Origin of the sequence: Terribacillus saccharophilus (genome assembly GCF_046592595.1) — a bacterium.
Taxonomy (GTDB): domain Bacteria; phylum Bacillota; class Bacilli; order Bacillales; family Amphibacillaceae; genus Terribacillus; species Terribacillus saccharophilus_C.
In genome coordinates this window covers 240,391-261,545 of the sequence record NZ_JAWVPF010000005.1, presented here as the reverse complement: position 1 = coordinate 261,545, position 21,155 = coordinate 240,391, and the positions used below count along the sequence as shown (strand labels likewise).

Annotated in this window: 23 protein-coding genes; 21 read left to right on the top strand and 2 right to left on the bottom strand. The window is 46.1% G+C overall.

The window, feature by feature from the left end:
• Window positions 1–373 precede the first annotated feature (373 nt).
• The 9 genes from SFC25_RS10600 to SFC25_RS10560 all read left to right on the top strand — a co-directional run bounded on the left by SFC25_RS10600 (window position 374) and on the right by SFC25_RS10560 (window position 7,767).
• Window positions 374–1,264, top strand: a complete 891-nt coding sequence (locus tag SFC25_RS10600) for a DMT family transporter (RefSeq protein ID WP_411215236.1) — start codon at window positions 374–376, stop codon at window positions 1,262–1,264.
• A gap of 60 nt (window positions 1,265–1,324) precedes the next feature.
• Window positions 1,325–2,476: a GNAT family N-acetyltransferase gene (locus tag SFC25_RS10595; protein ID WP_411215235.1), complete on the top strand. Its 1,152-nt coding sequence runs from the start codon at window positions 1,325–1,327 to the stop codon at window positions 2,474–2,476.
• 12 nt (window positions 2,477–2,488) lie between these two features.
• The gene (locus SFC25_RS10590; RefSeq protein WP_411215234.1) at window positions 2,489–2,923 is read left to right on the top strand and encodes an NUDIX domain-containing protein; all 435 of its coding nucleotides are present in this window, start codon (window positions 2,489–2,491) and stop codon (window positions 2,921–2,923) included.
• 90 nt (window positions 2,924–3,013) lie between these two features.
• Window positions 3,014–3,775, top strand: coding sequence for a MerR family transcriptional regulator (locus SFC25_RS10585; protein WP_411215327.1), 762 nt, complete (start codon window positions 3,014–3,016; stop codon window positions 3,773–3,775).
• 66 nt (window positions 3,776–3,841) lie between these two features.
• Entirely contained in the window at window positions 3,842–4,147 is a 306-nt protein-coding gene (locus tag SFC25_RS10580; RefSeq protein WP_411215233.1) for a DUF3219 family protein, read from the top strand.
• Complete coding sequence (locus tag SFC25_RS10575; RefSeq protein ID WP_411215232.1) at window positions 4,144–5,283, top strand: glycerate kinase; 1,140 nt, start codon at window positions 4,144–4,146, stop codon at window positions 5,281–5,283. Before SFC25_RS10580 ends, SFC25_RS10575 begins: the two co-directional genes overlap by 4 nt.
• 152 nt (window positions 5,284–5,435) lie before the next feature.
• On the top strand, window positions 5,436–5,618 hold the full coding sequence (locus SFC25_RS10570; protein WP_095224488.1) for a YolD-like family protein: 183 nt from the start codon (window positions 5,436–5,438) through the stop codon (window positions 5,616–5,618).
• Between the two features lie 165 nt (window positions 5,619–5,783).
• A complete protein-coding gene (locus SFC25_RS10565) occupies window positions 5,784–7,253 on the top strand; it encodes a nicotinate phosphoribosyltransferase (protein WP_411215231.1) in 1,470 nt (489 codons plus the stop codon).
• 241 nt (window positions 7,254–7,494) lie between these two features.
• Entirely contained in the window at window positions 7,495–7,767 is a 273-nt protein-coding gene (locus SFC25_RS10560; RefSeq protein WP_038557662.1) for an HU family DNA-binding protein, read from the top strand.
• A gap of 57 nt (window positions 7,768–7,824) precedes the next feature.
• Here SFC25_RS10560 and SFC25_RS10555 read toward each other — a convergent pair whose 3' ends face one another.
• Window positions 7,825–8,235 carry a hypothetical protein gene (locus tag SFC25_RS10555; RefSeq protein ID WP_411215230.1) on the bottom strand — a complete coding sequence of 137 codons (411 nt, stop codon included), beginning with the start codon at window positions 8,233–8,235 and terminating at the stop codon, window positions 7,825–7,827.
• A gap of 13 nt (window positions 8,236–8,248) precedes the next feature.
• Window positions 8,249–8,887, bottom strand: a complete 639-nt coding sequence (locus SFC25_RS10550) for a protein kinase family protein (RefSeq protein ID WP_411215229.1) — start codon at window positions 8,885–8,887, stop codon at window positions 8,249–8,251.
• Between the two features lie 258 nt (window positions 8,888–9,145).
• Between SFC25_RS10550 and SFC25_RS10545 the strand changes: the two genes are divergently transcribed.
• From SFC25_RS10545 to SFC25_RS10490, 12 genes are all read left to right on the top strand, one after another.
• Window positions 9,146–9,688, top strand: a complete 543-nt coding sequence (locus SFC25_RS10545; RefSeq protein ID WP_411215228.1) for a DinB family protein — start codon at window positions 9,146–9,148, stop codon at window positions 9,686–9,688.
• 257 nt (window positions 9,689–9,945) lie between these two features.
• Window positions 9,946–10,335, top strand: a complete 390-nt coding sequence (locus SFC25_RS10540; protein ID WP_411215227.1) for a sporulation protein — start codon at window positions 9,946–9,948, stop codon at window positions 10,333–10,335.
• Window positions 10,336–10,513: 178 nt separating this feature from the next.
• Window positions 10,514–11,842, top strand: coding sequence for a hemolysin family protein (locus tag SFC25_RS10535; protein WP_411215226.1), 1,329 nt, complete (start codon window positions 10,514–10,516; stop codon window positions 11,840–11,842).
• 77 nt (window positions 11,843–11,919) lie between these two features.
• Window positions 11,920–12,708: a helix-turn-helix domain-containing protein gene (locus SFC25_RS10530; RefSeq protein WP_411215225.1), complete on the top strand. Its 789-nt coding sequence runs from the start codon at window positions 11,920–11,922 to the stop codon at window positions 12,706–12,708.
• 81 nt (window positions 12,709–12,789) lie between these two features.
• The gene (locus tag SFC25_RS10525) at window positions 12,790–13,941 is read left to right on the top strand and encodes a Gfo/Idh/MocA family protein (protein WP_411215224.1); all 1,152 of its coding nucleotides are present in this window, start codon (window positions 12,790–12,792) and stop codon (window positions 13,939–13,941) included.
• 13 nt (window positions 13,942–13,954) lie between these two features.
• Window positions 13,955–15,130 carry a dihydrodipicolinate synthase family protein gene (locus SFC25_RS10520; RefSeq protein WP_411215223.1) on the top strand — a complete coding sequence of 392 codons (1,176 nt, stop codon included), beginning with the start codon at window positions 13,955–13,957 and terminating at the stop codon, window positions 15,128–15,130.
• Window positions 15,127–15,945 (top strand): sugar phosphate isomerase/epimerase family protein, encoded by an 819-nt coding sequence (locus SFC25_RS10515; RefSeq protein ID WP_411215222.1) that lies wholly within the window; start codon window positions 15,127–15,129, stop codon window positions 15,943–15,945. The genes SFC25_RS10520 and SFC25_RS10515 overlap by 4 nt, the downstream gene beginning before the upstream one ends.
• A 16-nt stretch (window positions 15,946–15,961) precedes the next feature.
• Window positions 15,962–17,053, top strand: a complete 1,092-nt coding sequence (locus tag SFC25_RS10510; protein WP_411215221.1) for a Gfo/Idh/MocA family protein — start codon at window positions 15,962–15,964, stop codon at window positions 17,051–17,053.
• Complete coding sequence (locus tag SFC25_RS10505; protein WP_411215220.1) at window positions 17,050–18,240, top strand: Gfo/Idh/MocA family protein; 1,191 nt, start codon at window positions 17,050–17,052, stop codon at window positions 18,238–18,240. Before SFC25_RS10510 ends, SFC25_RS10505 begins: the two co-directional genes overlap by 4 nt.
• A 61-nt stretch (window positions 18,241–18,301) precedes the next feature.
• Window positions 18,302–19,312 (top strand): TRAP transporter substrate-binding protein, encoded by a 1,011-nt coding sequence (locus tag SFC25_RS10500; protein ID WP_411215219.1) that lies wholly within the window; start codon window positions 18,302–18,304, stop codon window positions 19,310–19,312.
• 20 nt (window positions 19,313–19,332) lie between these two features.
• Window positions 19,333–19,824, top strand: coding sequence for a TRAP transporter small permease (locus SFC25_RS10495; protein ID WP_411215218.1), 492 nt, complete (start codon window positions 19,333–19,335; stop codon window positions 19,822–19,824).
• Window positions 19,821–21,131: a TRAP transporter large permease gene (locus tag SFC25_RS10490; RefSeq protein WP_411215217.1), complete on the top strand. Its 1,311-nt coding sequence runs from the start codon at window positions 19,821–19,823 to the stop codon at window positions 21,129–21,131. Before SFC25_RS10495 ends, SFC25_RS10490 begins: the two co-directional genes overlap by 4 nt.
• The last annotated feature ends 24 nt before the right edge of the window (window positions 21,132–21,155 follow it).

Below are 21,155 nucleotides of genomic sequence, written 5' to 3'. Positions count from 1 at the left end.
AATTCAACGGTTTCGATTACTATTATTTTAAATTCAATCAGGGCAAGATGATAACACTCACTTATGACGTGGAAGTCCAAGAAGGAGAACTGATATTAGAGTGGCGTGACCGGAAACAGTTGATTTGGCAAGGAGTATTTACTGGGAATAAGCAAGGATCTATTTCTGCTCAGACACATTACCGTAGATACTCAGTTAAGGTTGAAGGTAAGCATACAAAAGGCAGTTGTCGTATACAGTTTATGGAAAAGGACGAGGAGATTTAAAGATATGCACTTGGATGCCTCGATTTCATACGTTGGATAAAATAACACTCATCGCTAGTTGTTTCTGAACATTTACAGGCATTGTATGGAATATAAAGGAGATGTATATGGAGAAAAAAGGACATATTTATAACCTTATTTCTATCCTCATGATGGCTATTGGCCCTCTGCTGGCTAAGTTCGGTGTGCTGGAGATAAGTCCTGTACAAGCTGCAATCATCAATGTGCTCGTTATTTTACTAGCAAGCTATCTATTCGGGTACTTCCAAGGTAAAAAAGTAACCTTCTATGCAGACAAAGAGATGATTTTGCTAGGGGTGCTGAATTCATTCGGTGTCATTCTCCTCTACATAAGCACCAGTTTGTTATCTCCCGTTGAGATAGGTTTTATTGGCCGCTTCTACACGGTATTCGCCATCTTATTGTCTCTTCTCATTTTGAAAGAGAGACTGAACAAAAAAGAGACATTCTTTATCCTGGCGGCCCTTTTAGGGATTTTTCTATTCATTGATACAACGAACATATATGGTGCAAGTTTGATAGGCAGCTTATGTGCGCTCTTTCAGACATTCTTCTTTGCTCTCTCCAATATTTATATTAAAAGAACGATGGCCGTGAATAAGGATTCCAATTCGATCTTATTTACAAATAACTGCATTGCGCTCATTTTTGTAACGCTCTACGCAATCGGTACTGGACAGCTTTGGGAAGGGAATTTGTCGTTCACAGGAATAGGTTTGATTGCATTATCTTCTTTACTGACTGGTTTCATTGGCACATTGTTCTTGTATGAAGCATTGAAATATTTGAGATTCTCGATTGCCAATACGATACGTGCTTTTAGTCCGATCCTTCTCGCTGTTATCTCTTTCCCGTTCTTCCCGGTTGAAGTGACGTGGCAAAAAATAGTGGGAGCAAGTGTTATGCTGCTTTCGATTTTTCTTCTTACTGCAGGTAAAAAGAAAAACCAAAATCCCTCCCAAAAGAGTACGGCTTGATGACAAGATTTGCGCATGTCATATGCTATAGTAAAAGGGAAAATGACAGGAGGGATCAGGATGCAGACAGAACGGTTACAGAAGCAGGATTTGGAAGCGGCAATGATGATGTCGGAGTATGCTTTCCGGTACCGCATACCGGAGGATAAGCGAGACGCAAGACTGGAGCAGATGGATCAGCACCAGCAGCTTTTTGGTATCAAGGAAAAAGGGAAGCTTGCTGCTAAGCTGCAGCTGCTGCCGCTTTCGATCAAACTTGGTGAGCAGACAATGCTGATGGGCGGGATTGCCGGGGTAGCTACTTATCCGGAATATCGCCGGAATGGATATATAAAGCGACTATTAACTGATACGCTTTATCACATGCGCGAGCAAGGGATGCCCGTTTCGATGCTGCATCCATTCTACGTCGATTTCTATCGCAGGTTTGGGTACGAGTTATTCGCGGACCGAACGATTTATACATTGAAGAAAAAGGATCTCATACGTCTGGCACCGGTTGACGGCACAATTGAGCGTATAAAGAAAGAGGAACATGCACAGGAAATTGAAGATATCTACAATGCTTACTCCTCTACATACAGCGGTATGCTTGCGCGTGAGGACTTTTGGTGGAAGTATCGGGTATACCGTGACCATGATTTTATTGCCCTGTATCGGGACTCTGACGGCAAGGCGCAAGGGTATATCATTTATGAGATTTCTTCGCGAGACATGCTGGATGTGTCACAGTTTATTGCGCTCAATGCTGAAGCACGCATTGGCCTGTGGAACTTCCTTGCGCAGCATGATTCCATGTTTGAGGAAGTAAAGTTGGACCTGCCACCACATGATCCGCTTATCTTTATGCTGCCGGATCCGCAGCTTGAGGTGAAGCATTATCCGTACTTTATGGCGCGTATTTTAGATGTGCCTGCCTTCTTTGAGAAATACGATTGGCAAGGAAGTCCTGCGGGTGTTGTGCTGCACGTAGAGGATACAATCATTCGGGAAAATAACGATACGTTTACTTTTAAAGACGAAAACACAGAAATCTCATCAGAGACGAAAGGCATTAAGCTATCCATCAACATGCTTTCCGCCATTGCGTTTGGTTACAAGCGTCCGCTTGTCCTTTGGCAGGCGGGGTTGATAGACGGACCAGAGGAAATGATTAGGAAATTCGAGCAAAGTATCCCAAGGCGTGAACCGTACATCTATGATTTCTTCTAAGGAGATTACCATATGAAAAAGAAAGAGTTCCACCGGCTTGCCCGTGCTGTGATCCGAAAAGGAGACAGTATCCTGCTGGCTAAGGCGGAAGGATGGCAAAACAGCTTCCTGCCAGGCGGTCATGTGGAAATTGGAGAAGGTGCTGAAACCGCCTTGCTGCGTGAGCTGCAGGAGGAGCTTGGTGTTAAGGGGAAGATAATCAGCTTTCTCGGTGACTTCGAACACAGCTGGCAGCATGACGATACGATGCACTTTGAACTGACGCATGTGTTTGAGACGGTGATTGATGAGGAGCAAATCGAGAGTCAAGAGCCGCATCTGCGATTCTTCTGGGCAACCAATGAAGAATTCGAAGAGCTGGATTTGCAGCCTTATCCACTTATCAATACCTTGCGAGAAGGCCAGCTTCCTCCGTCTGTGTGGCGGAGCACATTGAAGACAAACTGATTCTATCGGTTTGTCTTTTTTCTTTAAAAAAAGACTTGCGGTTTACGCTGCGTCACCGTTTATCGTGTAAAGCAGAAGGAGGTTAGCATGATGACATACACCGTTCATAAGCTGGCAGAGCTTGCTGGTGTGAGCAAAAGAACATTGCGTTATTATGATCAAATCGGTTTGCTGCATCCAGCTGAAATCAATGCGAGCGGTTATCGGATTTATACGGAAAAAGAGGTGGATCTGCTGCAGCAAATTCTTTTTTTTAGGGAGTTGGATGTGGAACTGGATACAATCAAGACCATTATTTATTCTCCGGATTTCGATAGGAAGAAAGCTTTGGAAGAGCACCGTGACCGTTTATTGAAAAAGCAGGAGCATATCCGTATGCTTCTTGGAAACGTCGAGAAAAGCATTCAAGCAATGGAAAGGAAGGTAACGATGTCCGATAGTGAGAAATTTAAAGGTTTCAAGGAACAGAAAATTGCTGAAAATGAAGCCAATTATGGAGAAGAAATCAGAGAAGCATATGGCAAAGAAGCAGTGGAAGCTTCCAATCAAAAGTTCCGCGGTTTGACGGAGGAACAGTACAAGAAAATGAACGAAGTCGAGCAGCGTTTATTCGAAAGGCTGAAGACTGCAATGCAGGCAGGGGATCCAACAGGACCAGAAGCATTGCACGCAGCTGAACTGCATCGGGAATGGCTGTCATTCACTTGGTCTGCCTACTCCAAAGAAGCACATGCAGGTTTAGCGGAGATGTATGTCGAGGATGAACGATTCGCAGCTTATTATGAAAATAAAATTCGAGAAGGAGCAGCTCATTTTCTCCGGGATAGCATCCGTTATTACACAAAGCTTTAATGTCATGCGCAGCTTTTGTATTCCAAAGCAAAGAGGTGATACACTAATTGGAAAAGGAGAGATGATATGAATAAAAAAGTTGTAGTGAATGGCATGGAATTGGCGGCTTATGACTATGAACATAAATATGTTACGAAAAATGGGAAGGAAATGAACGAAATCAGCTTTAAGTTCCCAGTGACAAGTGAGGCTTATCATGATGTTGCTGTGCTGTTGTATAAAGACGATTTCCAAGTGGAAGTTCCGGAAGAAAACATTGCTTTTGAGGCAGCGATCAAACAGTACAGCACAAGTATCACGAATCTGTATGAAAAAGATCAGGTAGGCGAATATTCTCTTGTGCTGGAGGAGAAGGCAGGAGCTGCGCTATGAAGATTGTCGTAGCTCCTGACTCCTTTAAGGAGAGTATGACAGCCCTGGAAGCGGCAGCTGCATGTGAACGAGGGATTCTCCGGGCGATGCCGGACGCAGAAATCGTGAAGGTCCCGATGGCGGATGGCGGTGAAGGGACTGTGCAATCACTGGTTGACGCAACACATGGCAAGCTGCATACACAGGAAGTGACAGGACCCCTTGGCAATAAAGTAACGGCGGTATTTGGTATGCTTGGTGATGGAAAAACAGCTGTTATTGAAATGGCCGAGGCATCAGGCCTGCATCTTGTACCGCGTGACAAACGGGATCCGTTTCGGGCTACGACACGCGGAACAGGCGAATTGATGCTGGCAGCATTACAAGCAGGAGCAGAGCATATCATCATTGGTCTTGGAGGCAGTGCAACAAATGATGGCGGTGCAGGTATGGCAGCTGCTTTTGGAGTGGAATTCCTGGATGCAGAAGGAAAGCAGCTGCAAGACGGTCCATTGGCATTAAAAGAGCTTTCTGGAGTAAAGGTGGACGGAGTAGATCCGCGCTGGCAGCATATCCAAGTGGAGGTGGCTTGCGATGTGGAGAACCCGCTGACGGGTGAAAACGGCGCATCCTTTGTGTTCGGACCACAAAAAGGTGCAAACGGCAAAATGGTCCGCCAATTGGATGACATACTCGCACATTACGCTGCAAAAGTGGAACAGACTGTCGGCAAAAAGATTGACCAGCTGCCAGGTGCAGGAGCTGCAGGTGGACTAGGAGCAGGATTAGTGGCGTTTTTGCCAGCAGAACTAAAGAGCGGCATCACCATTGTTAAAGAAGCGACAGGATTGGCAGATCATATGAAGGACGCAGATCTGGTTATAACGGGTGAAGGGAAAATAGATGGTCAGACGATCTTCGGGAAAACACCGATCGGAGTAGCTAAAACGGCAAAACAATACGGGGTACCGGTCATTGCTATTGCCGGGAATGTAGGGGAAGGCAGCGAAGCGGTGTTTGACCATGGAATAGATGCTGTGTTCAGTATCATGCCGGGCGTGATGGAATTGTCAGAGGCACTGGCCAATGGAGAAACAAATATCGAACAAACCGTTTACAATATATGTAAAACATTACGGATATCTCAATCATTCTAAAAGAAATCTTTCCTTGGAAAATAAGATTTGAAAGATACCTTTCTTTATGTATAAAACTTCACAAATTGGTCACACTGTTATGTGTAAGCGGTTACTTTATGGCGTATACTAACAGTATAAAGTGGGAGGTATACAGAAAGGAGAGGCTGAGAATGATCTTGAAAGCGCTTAAGGAAACGGGTGATATGACGATCTCCTATTATGAGAACGGCATGCTGCATACCTTTACCGGAAGATATCATAATCTGAATCTCTTGGACCAAACGCTTTGCCTGGAAAATGACGAAAAGAAACGAATGATAATCCATATAGCGGGTATTCAGCATATACATTAACATCGCTGCCGAAAGCATCTCTTGATGTTTTTCGGCTTTTTTTTTATGTTTTTTACCATTTTTGCGGTACAATAGATGGAACAAATAAGATACTCGTTTCCTAATGTAAACGGATACGGGAAAACAGCTGTCAGAAGCACGGGCTGATTAGTGGAGGTTTCAAGCATGAGTTCGCAATATCCAGATGATGGACTGACTTTACATACAGATCTTTATCAAATCAATATGGCGGAGACATATTGGAGTGATGGGATCCATGAAAGAAAGGCAGTGTTCGAGGTTTCGTTCCGCAAGCTGCCGTTCGGTAATGGCTTTGCCATATTTGCAGGATTGGAACGCGTTATAGAATATTTGCAGCAGTTCCGTTTCACAGAGAGTGATTTGGCCTACTTGAGAGATAAGCTTGGATACGGGGATGACTTCCTGGCTTATCTGAAGAATTTGCGCTTTACAGGAACTGTCTATTCTGTTGTAGAAGGAGAGCTTGTCTTCAGCAACGAACCGCTTATGCGGATCGAGGCACCGCTGGCTGAGGCACAGTTGGTGGAGACGGCAATTTTGAATATCGTCAATTACCAGACGCTGATCGCGACGAAGGCATCCAGAATCAAGCTTTTGGTTGGCGATGAGATTGCACTGGAGATGGGCAGCCGTCGTGCACATGAGCTGGATGCAGCCGTCTGGGGTACAAGAGCAGCCTATATTGGCGGGTTTGAAGCAACTTCAAATGTCCGTGCAGGCAAGAAATTCGGTATTCCGGTAGCTGGGACATTAGCACATTCGATGATTCAGGCTTACCGTGATGAATACACAGCATTCACGAAGTATGCAGAGCGTCATACGAATTGTACATTCCTTGTCGACACATATGATACGCTTCGTTCTGGTGTACCAAATGCCATCCGGGTTGCGAAAGAACAAGGGGATAAAATCAAGTTTACTGCAATCAGACTTGATAGCGGAGACTTGGCGTACTTATCCAAGAAAGCCCGGAAAGCATTGGATGATGCCGGCTTTACTGATACGAAGATTTCAGCGTCAAATGATTTGGACGAAGAAACGATTCAGAGCTTGAAATCCCAAGGAGCCAAAATAGACATCTGGGGAATAGGCACGAAGCTGATCACGGCTTATGATCAGCCGGCTTTAGGCGCGGTCTATAAAATGGTGAGCATCGAGGATGATGGTGCTATGCAGGATACAATCAAGATCAGTGCCAATCCTGAGAAAGTATCGACTCCAGGTTTGAAAAAGGTTTACCGGATCGTCAATCGGATCAATAAAAAATCCGAAGGCGACTATATCGCGATGGAGGATGAAAATCCGCAGGAAGAGGATCACCTGAAGATGTTCCACCCAGTCCATACGTATGTTAGCAAGTTCGTGACGAATTATGATGCAGTGGATCTGCATCAGACGATATTCCAAGATGGCAAGCTTGTATACGAGCTTCCGGCTATCGAAGATATCAAGGCTTATGCAAAAGATAATCTATCTCTTCTATGGGATGAGTATAAACGTCCAAAAGCACCGGAGGAATATCCTGTCGACCTCAGTCAGAAGTGCTGGGACAATAAGATGGCAAATATCCAAAAAGTGAAAGAACATGTGAAATCTTTGCACACAACAACTTAATAGGGTTATGATTCTGTTTAATGGGAATAACTGTATCATCCAGTTCTTATCTCCTAAATGGAAAACCTGTGAAAATGCTGTTGCAGCAATGTTAAGAATGCAGATTAATAGCCATGAACACAGGGATGCATGCTATAATAAGGAAATACGGGGACAGTATGTTCCTGCATATTAAACTCAAACATACAGCTTTTACATCAGGTGAAGGTTATGTATAAATTTATCAAATGAGGTGTTTTTCATGAACAAAGCAGAATTAGTAGAAGCAGTAGCACAACAAGCAGAACTATCTAAAAAAGATGCAAGCAAAGCAGTTGATGCACTACTTGAAACAATCTCTGAAACACTTGCAAAAGAAGAGAAAGTACAGCTTGTAGGCTTCGGTACTTTTGAAGTGAGAGAGCGCGCAGCACGTACTGGCCGTAATCCGCAGACAGGCGAAGAAATCACAATCCCTGCATCTAAAGCGCCAGCTTTCAAAGCGGGTAAAGATTTTAAAGAAGCTGTAAAATAAGAAAGATTCCTTTTGTGGAATAGAAACTGCCGACGCACTAGTGCGTCGGCAGTTTTTTTATAGCTTGCTTATATGGATGATAGACAGTTGTCCGCTGTTTGCTTCCACTTTCCACAATGGCTCAAACATCGTACGTAAAACGGCGGCTGTTGCTTCATCTGCCTTCAACCCCTGTACGGACTTGTCATCTACTGCATAATCCTTGCCTTCCTCTAAACCAAAGCGAAGATGCAGAAGGTTCCGTACACCATTGAAGGTAGGGAAGGAAATGCTGTAGCCCTCTTGCAAGGCGGATGTTAATTTGCTTTTCTGTGTTTGCAGCATTTCTGGGTCGGCTTTTGGATAGCTGTCCTTAATTGTACTCCATTCACCTGCTTCAATTAGCTTGGCGGTTTTTTCCCTTCCTAGGCCGCTATGGGCAATACGTTCAATTTGGTATGCTTCTGCTTGGGATATGGTGATTGTCATATTCATCTCTCCTTTAGTGAATGGCTTTATTCGTTGGTGCTTGAATAGTGAAGGATTTCCTTCTTTTGTAAAGGAAGGCTATCAGCTCCAGGAAAGGGCCGGGTACCTTTTTCGGAAAAAGCTTCTTTTTGTAGAATTTCTCATAGGCTCGGTGAAGGTCTTCCCATTGCGTGCAATGCTTTTGCTGGCGGAATCGGGCAGGATCAATTAATCGGATATTTCCATCTGGGGTAATCAGGATGTTCCGCAGATGAATGTCGGATGGATTCAATCCTTTAGCTTCTGCCCCGGCCAGAGCATTGTCAATGTCGGCTATATGATGGTCTGTTATGGGGATCCCCGCACGGAGGCAATCGTACAGCGTATGGCCAGGAATATAATCCATTACCAAATAGCCGTTTCCAGCTGCGTGAAGAGCCGGAAAGAAGTGGTTGCTCTCAAGTGTTTTATAGATTTCCGCTTCTTCCGCTGCAATATGACGGAAGGCAGGGAAAAATACCTTCATTACTTTGGAAGATTCTGTAAGGCGGAATGCAAATGCGCTCCTGCCGGTCCCGATCAGCACGAGAGAGGAAGGATACGCTGTCAATTGGGGCATCGTATCAGAACCAGACATGTGAATCTGTTCAGCAATCTGCTCAAAATCAGCCATTTCCAGCACTCCTTTTCTTAGGAACAAGGGCTTGTACAGTTATCATACGCACGAACCCGGGAGTAGGTGCATAAAATTAGTAAAAAAGCTAGTCCATCCTCCGTAAATGCACTCTCGGATTTTCCTGCTTTCTGGCTATTTTTAACGTAACAGGGACTGTTTTCTTTACCTTTCGGGAAAATAGCTATATCGTCAACTATAAAGCTCTTCATTTTTTTCCAGCCTTGTCGAAATCATATAAAGAGAAAAGGTGATTACATGCAAGAGAGACCTAGTACAACGGAATATCCTGCTTATTTCCAAGATTACATGAAACTTGTGCCAGAGGGAAATATAGTAGCTTTATTCAAGGAACAGGAAAGGCAGACCTCCAATATTCTGCAAGGATTGACTGACGAGCAAGCCGGCTTCGCGTACGATGCAGGGAAATGGACGATCAAGGAAGTGATTGGCCATCTGACAGACACAGAAAGGATCATGACTTATCGCCTGCTTACCATTGCCCGCGGAGATGTAACACCGCTGCCAGGGTTTCATGAAGATTCCTATGTGCTGCAGGCGAGATTCACAGAAATGACAGTAGCGAGTCTTTTGGCACAATACAAGGCAGTGCGGGCATCTACGATTGCTCTTCTTGAGTCATTGTATGATCAGGATTGGATCAGACAAGGGATGGCTAACGGTCATGTCACATCTGTTCGGGCGCTGGCGTATGTGATGCTTGGTCATGAACGTCATCACCATCATATCCTTCATGAGCGTTACTTCGCCTCTGCCACATATCCCGTAAACCGCATGTGATTTGGGGTATATTGACAGAAAACCAACAATCATGTACACTATATTGCAGATTAATAGAATAGGATTGTGATTGCTCCAAAGGGGAGTAGCTTCCAGTTAAGTCGACAATACGTGATAGCTTGCTATCGCCGGTTTAACTGACAACGTCAAGTTGTTTGCCAGACCTTTGCCAATTTGGTGAAGGCTGATTACAGACGGGACCTTCACTCTGTGGGGGTCTTTTTCGTTTACTACACTCAAATGGAGGAATTATTTCCGTGTTGAAGAAATGCTTAGAACTGATGCAGCTGCGGGCACCATCCATCAAGCTCGAACTCAATCAGGCAAGCTATCATGCAGGAGAAAAAATCGAGGGTCATTTTCAGCTTCTAGGAGGCTGGAAGGATCAGAATTTGAACAGATTAGATTGTGATTTAGTTATAAAAAACAGCGCAAACGATAAAATAGTGAATATAAAGAATGTATTAAGCATTTTTATGTCCAAGCAATTGAAATCGAATGAGCAAATGAAGAAGCCTTTCACATTCCGTTTGCCGGAGGACCTGGAACCCACCTCTGGCACAATGGTCTATGAGCTGCAGACAAAGCTCGTGTTCGCCAATGAGAAATGCGCGAAAGATGATAGGCAAGTACAGATTTTAGCGTAGACGCTAAGAGAAGGAGGAGATTGCATTGGGAAGGCTTTGCTGAGAATAACAACCTTGTATAACAGAAGTTTTGCTGGCGCTGCTCCTCGTCGAGGTGTCGCAGCTATTTTATTAATCTGCTTGTAAACTATCAAACAAATAAGCGAGGTGAGTCCCTTCACTTAAAGAAGGGAATTAATTGGACCCATCAATAGTCATTAATTTAAGTTTAGTAGTGTTATTCATCATTTTTACGGCCTTTTTCGTAGGTGCGGAATTCTCAGTCGTGAAGGTACGTATGTCCCGGATCGACCAGCTTGTGGCAGAGGGCAACAAACGAGCAATCATTGTCAGTAAGCTAGTGAATAATCTTGATTATTACTTGTCAGCCTGCCAGCTGGGTATCACGGTAACAGCACTTGTACTAGGTGCATTAGGTGAACCTACAGTTGAGAAGATGCTGCATCCGCTGTTCCACGAGTTTGGGCTTTCTGATTCCTTATCGACAGTGCTTTCTTATGCAATCGCATTTGCTTCAGTCACTTTCCTGCACGTCGTGATTGGTGAATTGGCACCGAAGACATTGGCAATCCAGTACACAGAGCAATTGACATTAATTCTAGGTCCGCCGCTGTATTGGTTCGGTAAGCTGATGGCTCCATTCATTTACTTGCTGAATGGTTCTGCTCGAGTATTCCTGAAGCTGTTCGGTGTGAAGCCGGCTGCACACGAATCGGCACACTCGGAAGAGGAACTGCGTATTATCATGACGCAAAGCTATCAAAGTGGTGAAATCAACAAAACAGAGCTTAGTTATATGGAAAACATTTTCACATTCGATGAGCGTGTGGCGAAGGACATCATGGTTCCGCGTACGCAGGTGGTAACGTTGGAGAAATCCATGACCGCTGCAGAAGTGATTGAAATCATTGATGAACATCAGTTCACACGTTACCTTGTGACAGAGGATGGCGATAAGGATCATATCATTGGATTCGTCAATGTGAAGGAAATGCTGACGGATTTTGCGGCGGGCAGAAGACAAAGTCTGCCTAACTTCATCCATGTGCTGCCGCTTATCCATGAAGGGACATCCTTGCAGGATGCTCTTTTGAAAATGCAGACAGAACGCGTGCATATTGCACTCGTAGTGGATGAATACGGCGGAACCGCAGGTATCCTGACGATGGAGGACATCTTAGAAGAGATCGTCGGGGAGATCCATGACGAATTTGATGAAGATGAAGTACCGGATATCCAGGAAGTATCTGAACGCACGTATCATATCAATGGCCGTGTACTGCTGGATGATCTGGAGGATCAATTCGGCTCTGTATTCGACAATCGCGAGGATGTCGATACCATTGGCGGCTGGATTTTCGTTAAGAACGACGAAGTGGATTCACAAACGACTGTGGTGGATGTTGCAGGAAATGAGTGGGAAGTTATCGAAATGGATAACCATCAGATCCTTATGATTGAAATGCGCATCCTGGAACAGGAACAGCTTCCGATGCTGGAAGCTTGATAGATGGAATAAAGTAAGAAAAGGCCGGGATGCCTCCTATGCATCCCGGCTTTTTTTATTGGAGGTAAGCAGACAAGATGATCAGACTTTATGAAAATAAGCATCAGGAGAAGAATGAGGTAGCCAGGCATCAGCATGATACACATCAGTTGCTTTATGTCCTGGATGGAGAAGGAAGATGTGAATTGGATAGCAGTAGCCAGAAGCTGCAGCCTGATAGTATCGTTCTTATCTCTCCGCATACAGAGCATGCAATCCAAGCTCATTCGAAGATGACGGTACTCGTGCTGGAATTCGATATCAGACATTTAACAGACGATGTCGTTTCGTATCTCGTCGAGCCGGTTTTCGCTGTGTCGCGTGTGTTGAATCTATCTCTTTTCGAAAGCAGTGAGCTGCGTCAGCTGTTGCGTAAGATGCTGTTTGAGCAATCCCAGAATCATCCGATTCACGTAATTGGGCTGAAGCTCCTGCTTGCACAGGTACTTTATCAGATTGCTATTTTGCAGCAGGAAGATACGACACAGGATACCAATACAAGACGGGCGAAGTGGCTCAAGCATCACTTGGAAACACGATATTTTGAGATTGCCAGTATGGAAGAAGTGGCAGCCAAAGCTGGCGTAAGCAGCCGGTACATGAATCAGATTTTTAAAGAAATGTATGATACAACACCATACCAGTTCCTGACAGAGGTCCGGCTGCTGAAGGTGAAGAAAATGCTGCGTGAATCCGACAGAGAGATTGTATCCATCTGCTTTGAAGTAGGTTTTGAAGCGGTCTCGACATTTTATCGTGTCTTTAAAAAATATGTCGGTGTAACACCGAATGTCTACCGGCGGACAACAGATGATTTCCGAAATTGAGAATTTCAGAAAAGAATGATAAGAAAAATGTAAACGCTTTACTTATACTGTCTTTAATAAGGATAATAGGAGGGCGTAAGGATGGCGACGAAAAAAATTGGGATAATCATGAACGGTGTAACAGGAAGAATGGGAACGAATCAGCATCTTATCCGATCCATTGCGGCGATCCGTGCTGAAGGCGGTGTGCTGCTTTCGAACGGAGACCGTCTGCTGCCGGATCCTATTCTTGTCGGACGGAATGAAGAGAAGCTCGCAAAACTTGCCCGTGAGAATAGTGTAGAGCGCTACAGTACCGATTTAGGGGCAGCCTTGGCTGACAGCTATAACGTGATTTACTTTGATTCACAAACGACCAATAGACGGGAAGCTAGTATCAAGCAGGCGATTGAAGCGGGTAAGCATATCTATTGTGAGAAACCGACGGCCACCAGCTTGGAAGGATCTTTGGAACTTGCGAGATTGGCTCGCGAGCACGGTGTGAAAAACGGGGTCGTACAAGATAAGCTTTTCCTTCCTGGATTGCTGAAACTGAAGCACCTGATCGACAGTGATTACTTTGGGGAGATCTTGTCGGTAAAGCTGGACTTTGGCTATTGGGTATTCGAAGGCGACTGGCAGGAAGCGCAGCGCCCGAGCTGGAATTACCGAGCTGAGGATGGCGGTGGAATCATTGTTGATATGTTCGCACATTGGCGATATGTCATCGACCATCTTTTCGGGGAAATCGATAGTTTGACTTGTCTTGGTGCCACACATATTCCATACCGGGTGGATGAAGATGGCAACCGTTATAAAGCAACAGCAGATGATGCGGCATATGCAATTTTTGCACTTAAGAATGGGATAGTTGTGCAGGCTAACTCTTCTTGGACGACAAGAGTCGATCGTGATGATCTAGTTACCTTCCAAGTAGATGGAACCTTGGGAAGTGCGGTAGCCGGTCTGCGGGATTGCAAGGTCCAGCACCGTGTCACAACACCGAAGCCTGTTTGGAATCCGGATATACCTAATGCAATTGATTTCAGGTCCCAGTGGGAGACATTACCGGAAAATCGTACGTACGACAATGGATTCAAGATCCAATGGGAACTGTTTCTGAAGCATGTGGAAGAAGGTGCGGCATTCCCATGGGACTTGCTGGAGGGGGCAAAAGGTACCCAGCTGTCCGATTTGGGGCTGGAAGCATGGCGCGAGAAGAAATGGGTCACTGTTCCGAGTCTGGAAGTATAAAGGGGGAAGCAGCATGACAACGATTCTTTTACCGAAGCAAGGTCGTTCATTGGAGGCTTATACATTGGTTCATCCAGCTTCCACTTATCCGACAGAAGGAGCCTTCCGGACAAGGACAGCTTATTCTGCCGCTCATGTAGTTGCGGATGCGAAATCTGAAGCACACCCTATCTTAGGCGGGGCGATTGATTGGGATGCCACGTTGGCTTACCGAAAAGCGCTGTGGAAGCTTGGTTTCGGTGTGGCGGAGGCAATGGATACGGCGCAGCGAGGCATGGGGCTCACATATGAGATGGCGAAAGAACTGATCAGCATAAGTGCAGAGGAAGCGAAAAAAGAGAAAGCATTGCTTGCTTCTGGAGCCGGGACAGATCATTTGCCAGCTGACAGTACGAATACGATTGCAGAAATAAAGCAGGCATACGAAGAACAGTGTACATTTGTTGAAGGGACCGGAAGCCGGATCATCCTGATGGCAAGCCGTGCGCTTGCTGCCAGTGCCCGATCGGCATCGGATTATAAGGACGTATACGGGCATGTGCTTGACGGAGTGCAAAAACCAGTTATCCTCCACTGGCTCGGACCGATGTTTGATCCGAAATTAACTGGCTACTGGGGATCGGAGACAATCAGCCGGGCGATGGATGACTGTTTGGAACTGATTCACCAGAACGAAGGAAAGATCGACGGTATAAAGATTTCTTTGCTTGATAAAGACAAAGAAATTGAGATGCGAGCTAAGCTTCCTGCATCGGTTCGGATGTATACAGGAGACGATTTTAATTACCCAGAGCTGATTCAGGGGGATGGAGAGCAATACAGCCATGCGTTGCTCGGTATCTTTGATGCGATTGCACCAGCAGCTTCTGAGGCACTGCGCGCACTGGATGCAGATGATTCTGTCCAGTATCGGGAAATCTTCGATAAGACGGTGCCGCTTGCAAGGCATATCTTTGAGACACCAACATATGCCTACAAAACGGGTGTTGTCTTTCTGGCATATTTAAATGGGTACCAATCACATTTTCGGATGATCGGCGGAGCAGAAGGAGCACGGTCGGTGCTCCATTTGAGTGAGCTATTCAGGCTTGCTGATCAAGCGGGCGTCTTGGTGGATCCGACTCTTGCAGCAGAACGGATGCAGCTCGTACTGAAGATTGCTGGTATTGAACAGAAGGTGATGTCATGACAAAAGCGGATCTGCAGCTTCTCAGTCTGAATCAGATTACGACAGAAAACTGGTCACTGACCGAAGCGATACAAGGCTGTGCCCGTCATGATATCCACTGGATATCCATTTGGCGGCACAAGCTTGAGGCAATCGGCGTTAAAGAAGCAAAAAAGCTATTGACGGAATACGGATTGCGCGTGTCCAGCCTTTGTCGCGGAGGCATGTTTCCGGCAGCTACAGAGCATGAGAGACAGCAGCGTATAGATGATAACAAACGGGCAATAGAGGATGCAAAGACGTTGGGGACAGATGTGCTTGTACTCGTGTGCGGTCCGGCTGCTGACAAAAATATCGCTCAAGGCCGTCATTGGGTGGAGGCAGGAATAGAAGCGATTCTTCCTTATGCGGAAGAGATGGGGGTAAAGCTAGGAATCGAGCCGCTTCATCCGATGTATGCAGCAGATCGTTCTGTCATCAATACACTAGGTCAGGCGAACACCTTGGCAGAGAAGCTGCAATCCGATCATCTTGGAGTAGTGGTCGATGCCTTCCATGTATGGTGGGATCCAGAGCTGCGTCACCAGATTAATCGGGCTAAGGGTAAGATACTGGGATTCCACGTGTCAGATTGGAAGGTGCCGATGAAGGATATGTTCAAAGGGCGAGCCATGATGGGGGATGGAGTTATCAATTTGCGCGAGATGCGCAGCATGGTGGAGGATGCAGGCTATCAAGGACCCATAGAGGTAGAAATCATCAATCAGGAGATATGGGATCAGCCAGGCGATGAGGTGCTTCATCAAATGAAGCAATGCTATCAGGCACATGTATAAAAAGGGGAGCTGAATAATGGCACTGCTGAATCAATTGGAGGAGTTGGCTCAAGAAGCTGCAAAAGCAGCCGACATAGAGATAACAGCGCCTTTCACTTTTTCTGTGGCGGGGGTGGATCATCCGCATATCCACAGCATGGTGCAAGGACTCTTGGACGCAGGGGCACAGCTGATGCATATTTATGACAAGAATCACTATCGGGCAAATGCTCTTCATCAGAAATTCCAAACAGGAGAAGTTGTCTCAGAGTTATCCCAGATTCTGCATAGCGAGGTGGATTTGGTTGCGACAAGTATTGTGCCATCTGAACGCTGTATGTTAGGGGTTCAAGTGCTGGAGCATAATAAGCATTTCCTTTCTGCTAAGGCGCCTTTTACAAAACTATCCCAATTGCATGCAGCTGAGGAAGCGGTGCGCCGTACAGGAAAGAAATGGGCAGTGTTTTATAGTGAGCGACTGGCTGTAGAAGCGGCGCTGCTGGCAGATAGTATTATACAAGAAGGGCTGATTGGAGAACTCTTTCAGCTGACAGGTTCTGGGCCCCACCGGCTGCAGGCGGATACAAGGCCGGAATGGTTTTTCGATCCGCAGCAAAATGGCGGTATTCTTTGTGACATCGGCAGCCATCAGATTGAGCAGCTGCTTCACTATGCAAGAACTCAAGAAGCAGAGGTACTGCATAGCAAGGTAGCAAATTATGCGCATCCCCAGTATGGTGCATGGCAGGATTTCGGTGATGCAACACTTGTTGCGAACACAGGTGTCAGCCAATATTTTCGTGTTGACTGGTTCACGCCCGATGGACTTCGGGTCTGGGGAGACGGACGAACGGTGCTGCACGGCACAAACGGGTATGTGGAACTGCGAAAATACACGGATGTAGCGCGTTCGGCAGAAGGAAATCATCTCTATGTGGTCACGGATCGGGAGGAAGTGTATTTCTCGGCAGAAGGAAAGGTAGGAGTTCCTTATTTCAGACAATTGATCACCGATTGTCAGTATGGGACGGAAACAGCAATGACCCAGGAACATACTTTTCGGGCTGCGGCTCTGGCAATCCAAGCACAGGAACAGGCGATCAGCCTGACAAAGGTAGGGGAAAAATGATGAAGCAAGCGGTCGTATTAATCGGGATGAATGGATACGGTGAGCATTACTTGGAAGCATTGCTGAAGCGGGAGGACATCACATTCGCGGGTATCGTGGAAATCCATCCGGAAAAAAGCAGTCTTTTGGAACAAGTAAAACAGCGTGGTATTCCGATATTTTCTGCAATGGATGCTTTCTATCAGGAAAACAGAGCAGATTTAGCCATCATTGCCACTCCTATTCATTTGCATACCGAGCAGGCGGTGTTTGCGCTTCGCCATGGCTCAAATGTACTTTGTGAAAAACCGATTTTTGCCGATATGCAGGATCAAGTGAAGTGGGAGCAGGCTGTCTCGGAGTCAGGAAAGTGGGCTGCGATTGGTTTCAACTGGTCATTCACTGCCCCGATTCTAGAGCTTAAGAAAGATATCCAGAATGGGCTCTTTGGAAAGCCGAAGCAGCTGAAAACAATGGTGCTCTGGCCGAGGGATGAAGCATACTTTTCCCGTTCATCCTGGTCGGGGAAGCTGACGGCAGCGGATGGACGGCCAATCCGCGACAGTGTAGCCAATAATGCGGCTGCTCATTTCATCCATAATATGCTTTTCGTGCTCGGACATGAGCTGCAGGAGACGGTGAGCGTCAAACAGCTGGAAGCCGAGCTGTATCGGGCAAATGACATTGAAACCTTTGATACATGTGCCATCCGTTTGCAAACAGAATCAGGATGCGAGCTGCTTTTTTATGGATCGCATGCAACGGCAACAGAGCAAGGCCCCCAATTCTTGTATACCTTCGAAAAAGGCTATATTGTGTATGATTGCAATCTCGATCAAGGCATTATCACGGCGTACGGAGAAGATGGGCAGGAAAAGATCTATGGAAATCCACAGACCAATCATCTGGATAAACTGGATTATTGCATCGCTGCACTCACGGATGGCAGGGATATTCCATGCACATATGAGACAGCATTGGGCCATGCAGCTATCATCGAGACATTACACGAGAATATTCCAGCAGGGCAGCCTTTCCCCAGGGAAGCAATCGATCAGACAGCAGAAAGACTTCGAGCTGTCATCGATTTAGAACAGACGATGAACGCATGTTTTATGAGTGGGAAACTGCCATATGAATTGCAAATACCGTGGAGTAAACCGGCTAAACAAGGTGTGATCCAGACACTCGAAAAGGGGAGCGTCTGATCACTGCCTGTTGCGTGCAGTTAATTGTAAGCGCTTTACAATATATTGTGGAGGGTCAAACATGAATCGAGCAAAAACAACGTGGCTAATTCTTGCTGTTTTGCTGCTTGGCATAGTTGTGCTGATGGTTGTAGCTCCAGCTACAGATGCTGCAGGCCAGGAGACGAGGAAGCTGACGATGGGACATATTCATAACCCAAATAGTCCAGTGTATGCCAGTCTGGAAGAATTCAGCGGGGAGCTGAAACAGCGAACAAATGGAGTGCTGACGACGGATATCTATACCGAAGGCGGTCTTGGTGACGAAAGGGTAATGCTTGAGCTTGTACAAAATGGGGTAGTCGACATGGCTAAAGTAAATGGCGGAGTGCTGGAAAGCTTCTATGCCGATTTCTCTGTTTTCAGCTTGCCTTATGTATTCGAGGATGAAGAGCATTTTAAACGAGTCATGCAATCTGATATTGTGAAGAATCTTTACGAAGAGCTGGAGGCAATCGGTTTGCATGGAATCGCTTATTACGATGCCGGGGCGAGAAGCTTCTACACAGCAGACACGCCGATTGAAAAGCCAGAAGATTTGAATGGACTGAAAATACGAACAATGACGAATACAACATCAATCCGGACGATGGAACTGCTTGGAGCTTCTCCGACACCGCTCCCTGCACCGGAAGTGTATACAGGCCTGCAGCAAGGTGTCATTGACGGGGCAGAAAGCAGTCCGATTGCACTTACCGATGCGAACCATGGTGAAGTAGCCAAATACTTTTCTTACGACGAACATACACGCATCCCGGATTTTCTTATTATGAGTGAGAAGACATGGGATAGTCTTAGTCCAGAACAGCAGCAAGCTGTAGAAGAGTCTGCTGCAATATCGTCGGACAATCACAATGCACGCTGGGACAAGCTCATCGAAGAAAGCATCAAGAAAGCCGAGGATGAAATGGGCGTTACCTTTAATGAGCTTGATCAGGAGCCTTTCAAGGAGTTGGTGAAGCCGCTGATTGAAGAAAGGCGAAAAGATCCAGAAGTGGCGAAAGTACTGGATGACATCGCGGCGTTACAGTAAATGAAGAGGAGCTGAACAAGGTGGAAAAAGTACGGTATTGGGTTGATAGATGCATTTTGCTCGTGACTTGTACGCTGACCGTCTTCTTAGTCGCAGGTGCAATATGGCAGGTCTTCACTCGATTTGTCCTGCAGAATCCAAGCGTGTTCACGGAAGAGGTGTTGCGTTTTTCCTTCATTTGGGTCGGGTTGCTTGGAGCCAGTTATGCATTTGGTGTGAAAGAACATATTGCGCTGACGTTCTTGATGTCCAAATGGAAGCATGCTAAGGATAAAAAGGCTGCTGAGCTGATTATTGAAGTCACAGTACTGGTGTTCATGTTGATCGTCTTTATTATCGGCGGGACACAGCTGATGCTTGTATCCATGACGCAAACTTCACCGGTTCTCGGTCTGCCGATGGGCTATGTATATGCTGCTTTGCCATTATCTGGTTTGCTGAGCGTATATTATATAGTCACAAATCGACTGATGGCACGCAAAGAAGCAGCAAGAGGGAGGGACGCAGCATGACGAGTGTCGTTCTTGCGGGTATCGTCTTATTCGCTTTGTTCTTTCTCTTGATTTTCTTTGGTGTTCCTATCGCAATCAGCATTGGCCTGTCGTCGCTGGCAGCTGGTGCGATGCTGCTGCCATTTGATGAGATTTTAATGGTTGTTTCACAGCAATTTGTAGCAGGTATCGATAGTTTTGTTCTGTTATCCCTTGTCTTCTTCACATTGGCAGGAAGCATCATGAACACTGGTGGTATCGCTTTGCGTCTGATCAATTTGGCCAAGCTGCTGGCAGGGCGACTTCCTGGTTCCTTGGCGCATACGAATGTCATTGGGAATACGCTTTTCGGAGCCCTGTCTGGATCAGCCATTGCATCCGCTGCAACAATGGGTAAAATCATGGCGCCAATGCAGAAGAAAGAAGGCTATGATCCCTCTTATTCAGCAGCCGTCAACGTAGCTTCTGCACCAGCTGGTTTGATTATCCCGCCAAGTGGCACCCCGATTTTATACTCTGTTCTCAGCGGAGGTACATCGATTGGTGCATTGTTCATTGCTGGTTATTTGCCTGGTATCCTCATGTCTGTCTTGATCATGGTGACTGCTTACATAGTTGCAAAGAGGCAGGGCTATACAGTATCGGAACCAATTCGTTTCTCGCAGGCGGCAAAGGTAGTCCTGGATGCCATTCCGAGTCTGATGCTGATTGTAGTTGTTATTGGCGGAATTTCTTTTGGAGTCTTTACGGCAACAGAAGGAGCGGCCATAGCAATCCTCTATGCAGTGGTGCTTAGCTTGATTTACCGCAGCCTTAAGTGGAAGGATATCCCGGTGATTCTTCGTGATACAGTCATGTTCTCGGGTGTTATCCTGCTGTTGATCGGAGCGTCAGGAGCTATGTCCTGGATACTATCGTACTCCAAGCTGCCGCAGATGCTTTCATCCGGCATACTTGATTTCAGCGGTAATGCAGCAGTGCTGATGCTGATTATTGTCCTGATTCTGCTGTTTGTCGGAACCTTTATGGATATTGCACCAGCATTGCTGATTTTTACGCCGATCCTGCTGCCTGTTGCGTTGGAGTTCGGTGTCGATCCAGTCCATTTCGGTACAATCATGTCGATGGGACTTGCGATTGGTACGATCACACCGCCAGTCGGAACGGTGCTCTTTATTGGATCCAAAGTCGGCAATGTCACAGTAGAACAAATGACAAAGCCATTGCTATTGTTCTACATTCCTGTGTTCCTTGCTTTTCTTGCAGTAGCCTATATTCCGGCACTGAGTCTATGGCTGCCTGAACTTATGGGTGTACTGAATAAATAGAAAACAGGCCTTCAAGCAGAAGGC

Bases quoted from the DNA above. Each gene is read 5' to 3' on its own strand.
- SFC25_RS10575 (WP_411215232.1), top strand. From the start codon at position 4,144: ATGAAGATTGTCGTAGCTCCTGACTCCTTTAAGGAGAGTATGACAGCC.
- SFC25_RS10560 (WP_038557662.1), top strand. From the start codon at position 7,495: ATGAACAAAGCAGAATTAGTAGAAGCAGTAGCACAACAAGCAGAACTA.
- SFC25_RS10600 (WP_411215236.1), top strand. From the start codon at position 374: ATGGAGAAAAAAGGACATATTTATAACCTTATTTCTATCCTCATGATG.
- SFC25_RS10565 (WP_411215231.1), top strand. From the start codon at position 5,784: ATGAGTTCGCAATATCCAGATGATGGACTGACTTTACATACAGATCTT.
- SFC25_RS10525 (WP_411215224.1), top strand. From the start codon at position 12,790: ATGGCGACGAAAAAAATTGGGATAATCATGAACGGTGTAACAGGAAGA.
- SFC25_RS10500 (WP_411215219.1), top strand. From the start codon at position 18,302: ATGAATCGAGCAAAAACAACGTGGCTAATTCTTGCTGTTTTGCTGCTT.
- SFC25_RS10505 (WP_411215220.1), top strand. From the start codon at position 17,050: ATGATGAAGCAAGCGGTCGTATTAATCGGGATGAATGGATACGGTGAG.
- SFC25_RS10580 (WP_411215233.1), top strand. From the start codon at position 3,842: ATGAATAAAAAAGTTGTAGTGAATGGCATGGAATTGGCGGCTTATGAC.
- SFC25_RS10590 (WP_411215234.1), top strand. From the start codon at position 2,489: ATGAAAAAGAAAGAGTTCCACCGGCTTGCCCGTGCTGTGATCCGAAAA.
- SFC25_RS10555 (WP_411215230.1), bottom strand. From the start codon at position 8,235: ATGACAATCACCATATCCCAAGCAGAAGCATACCAAATTGAACGTATT.
- SFC25_RS10510 (WP_411215221.1), top strand. From the start codon at position 15,962: ATGGCACTGCTGAATCAATTGGAGGAGTTGGCTCAAGAAGCTGCAAAA.
- SFC25_RS10530 (WP_411215225.1), top strand. From the start codon at position 11,920: ATGATCAGACTTTATGAAAATAAGCATCAGGAGAAGAATGAGGTAGCC.
- SFC25_RS10490 (WP_411215217.1), top strand. From the start codon at position 19,821: ATGACGAGTGTCGTTCTTGCGGGTATCGTCTTATTCGCTTTGTTCTTT.
- SFC25_RS10585 (WP_411215327.1), top strand. From the start codon at position 3,014: ATGACATACACCGTTCATAAGCTGGCAGAGCTTGCTGGTGTGAGCAAA.
- SFC25_RS10595 (WP_411215235.1), top strand. From the start codon at position 1,325: ATGCAGACAGAACGGTTACAGAAGCAGGATTTGGAAGCGGCAATGATG.
- SFC25_RS10545 (WP_411215228.1), top strand. From the start codon at position 9,146: ATGCAAGAGAGACCTAGTACAACGGAATATCCTGCTTATTTCCAAGAT.
- SFC25_RS10520 (WP_411215223.1), top strand. From the start codon at position 13,955: ATGACAACGATTCTTTTACCGAAGCAAGGTCGTTCATTGGAGGCTTAT.
- SFC25_RS10550 (WP_411215229.1), bottom strand. From the start codon at position 8,887: ATGGCTGATTTTGAGCAGATTGCTGAACAGATTCACATGTCTGGTTCT.
- SFC25_RS10570 (WP_095224488.1), top strand. From the start codon at position 5,436: ATGATCTTGAAAGCGCTTAAGGAAACGGGTGATATGACGATCTCCTAT.
- SFC25_RS10515 (WP_411215222.1), top strand. From the start codon at position 15,127: ATGACAAAAGCGGATCTGCAGCTTCTCAGTCTGAATCAGATTACGACA.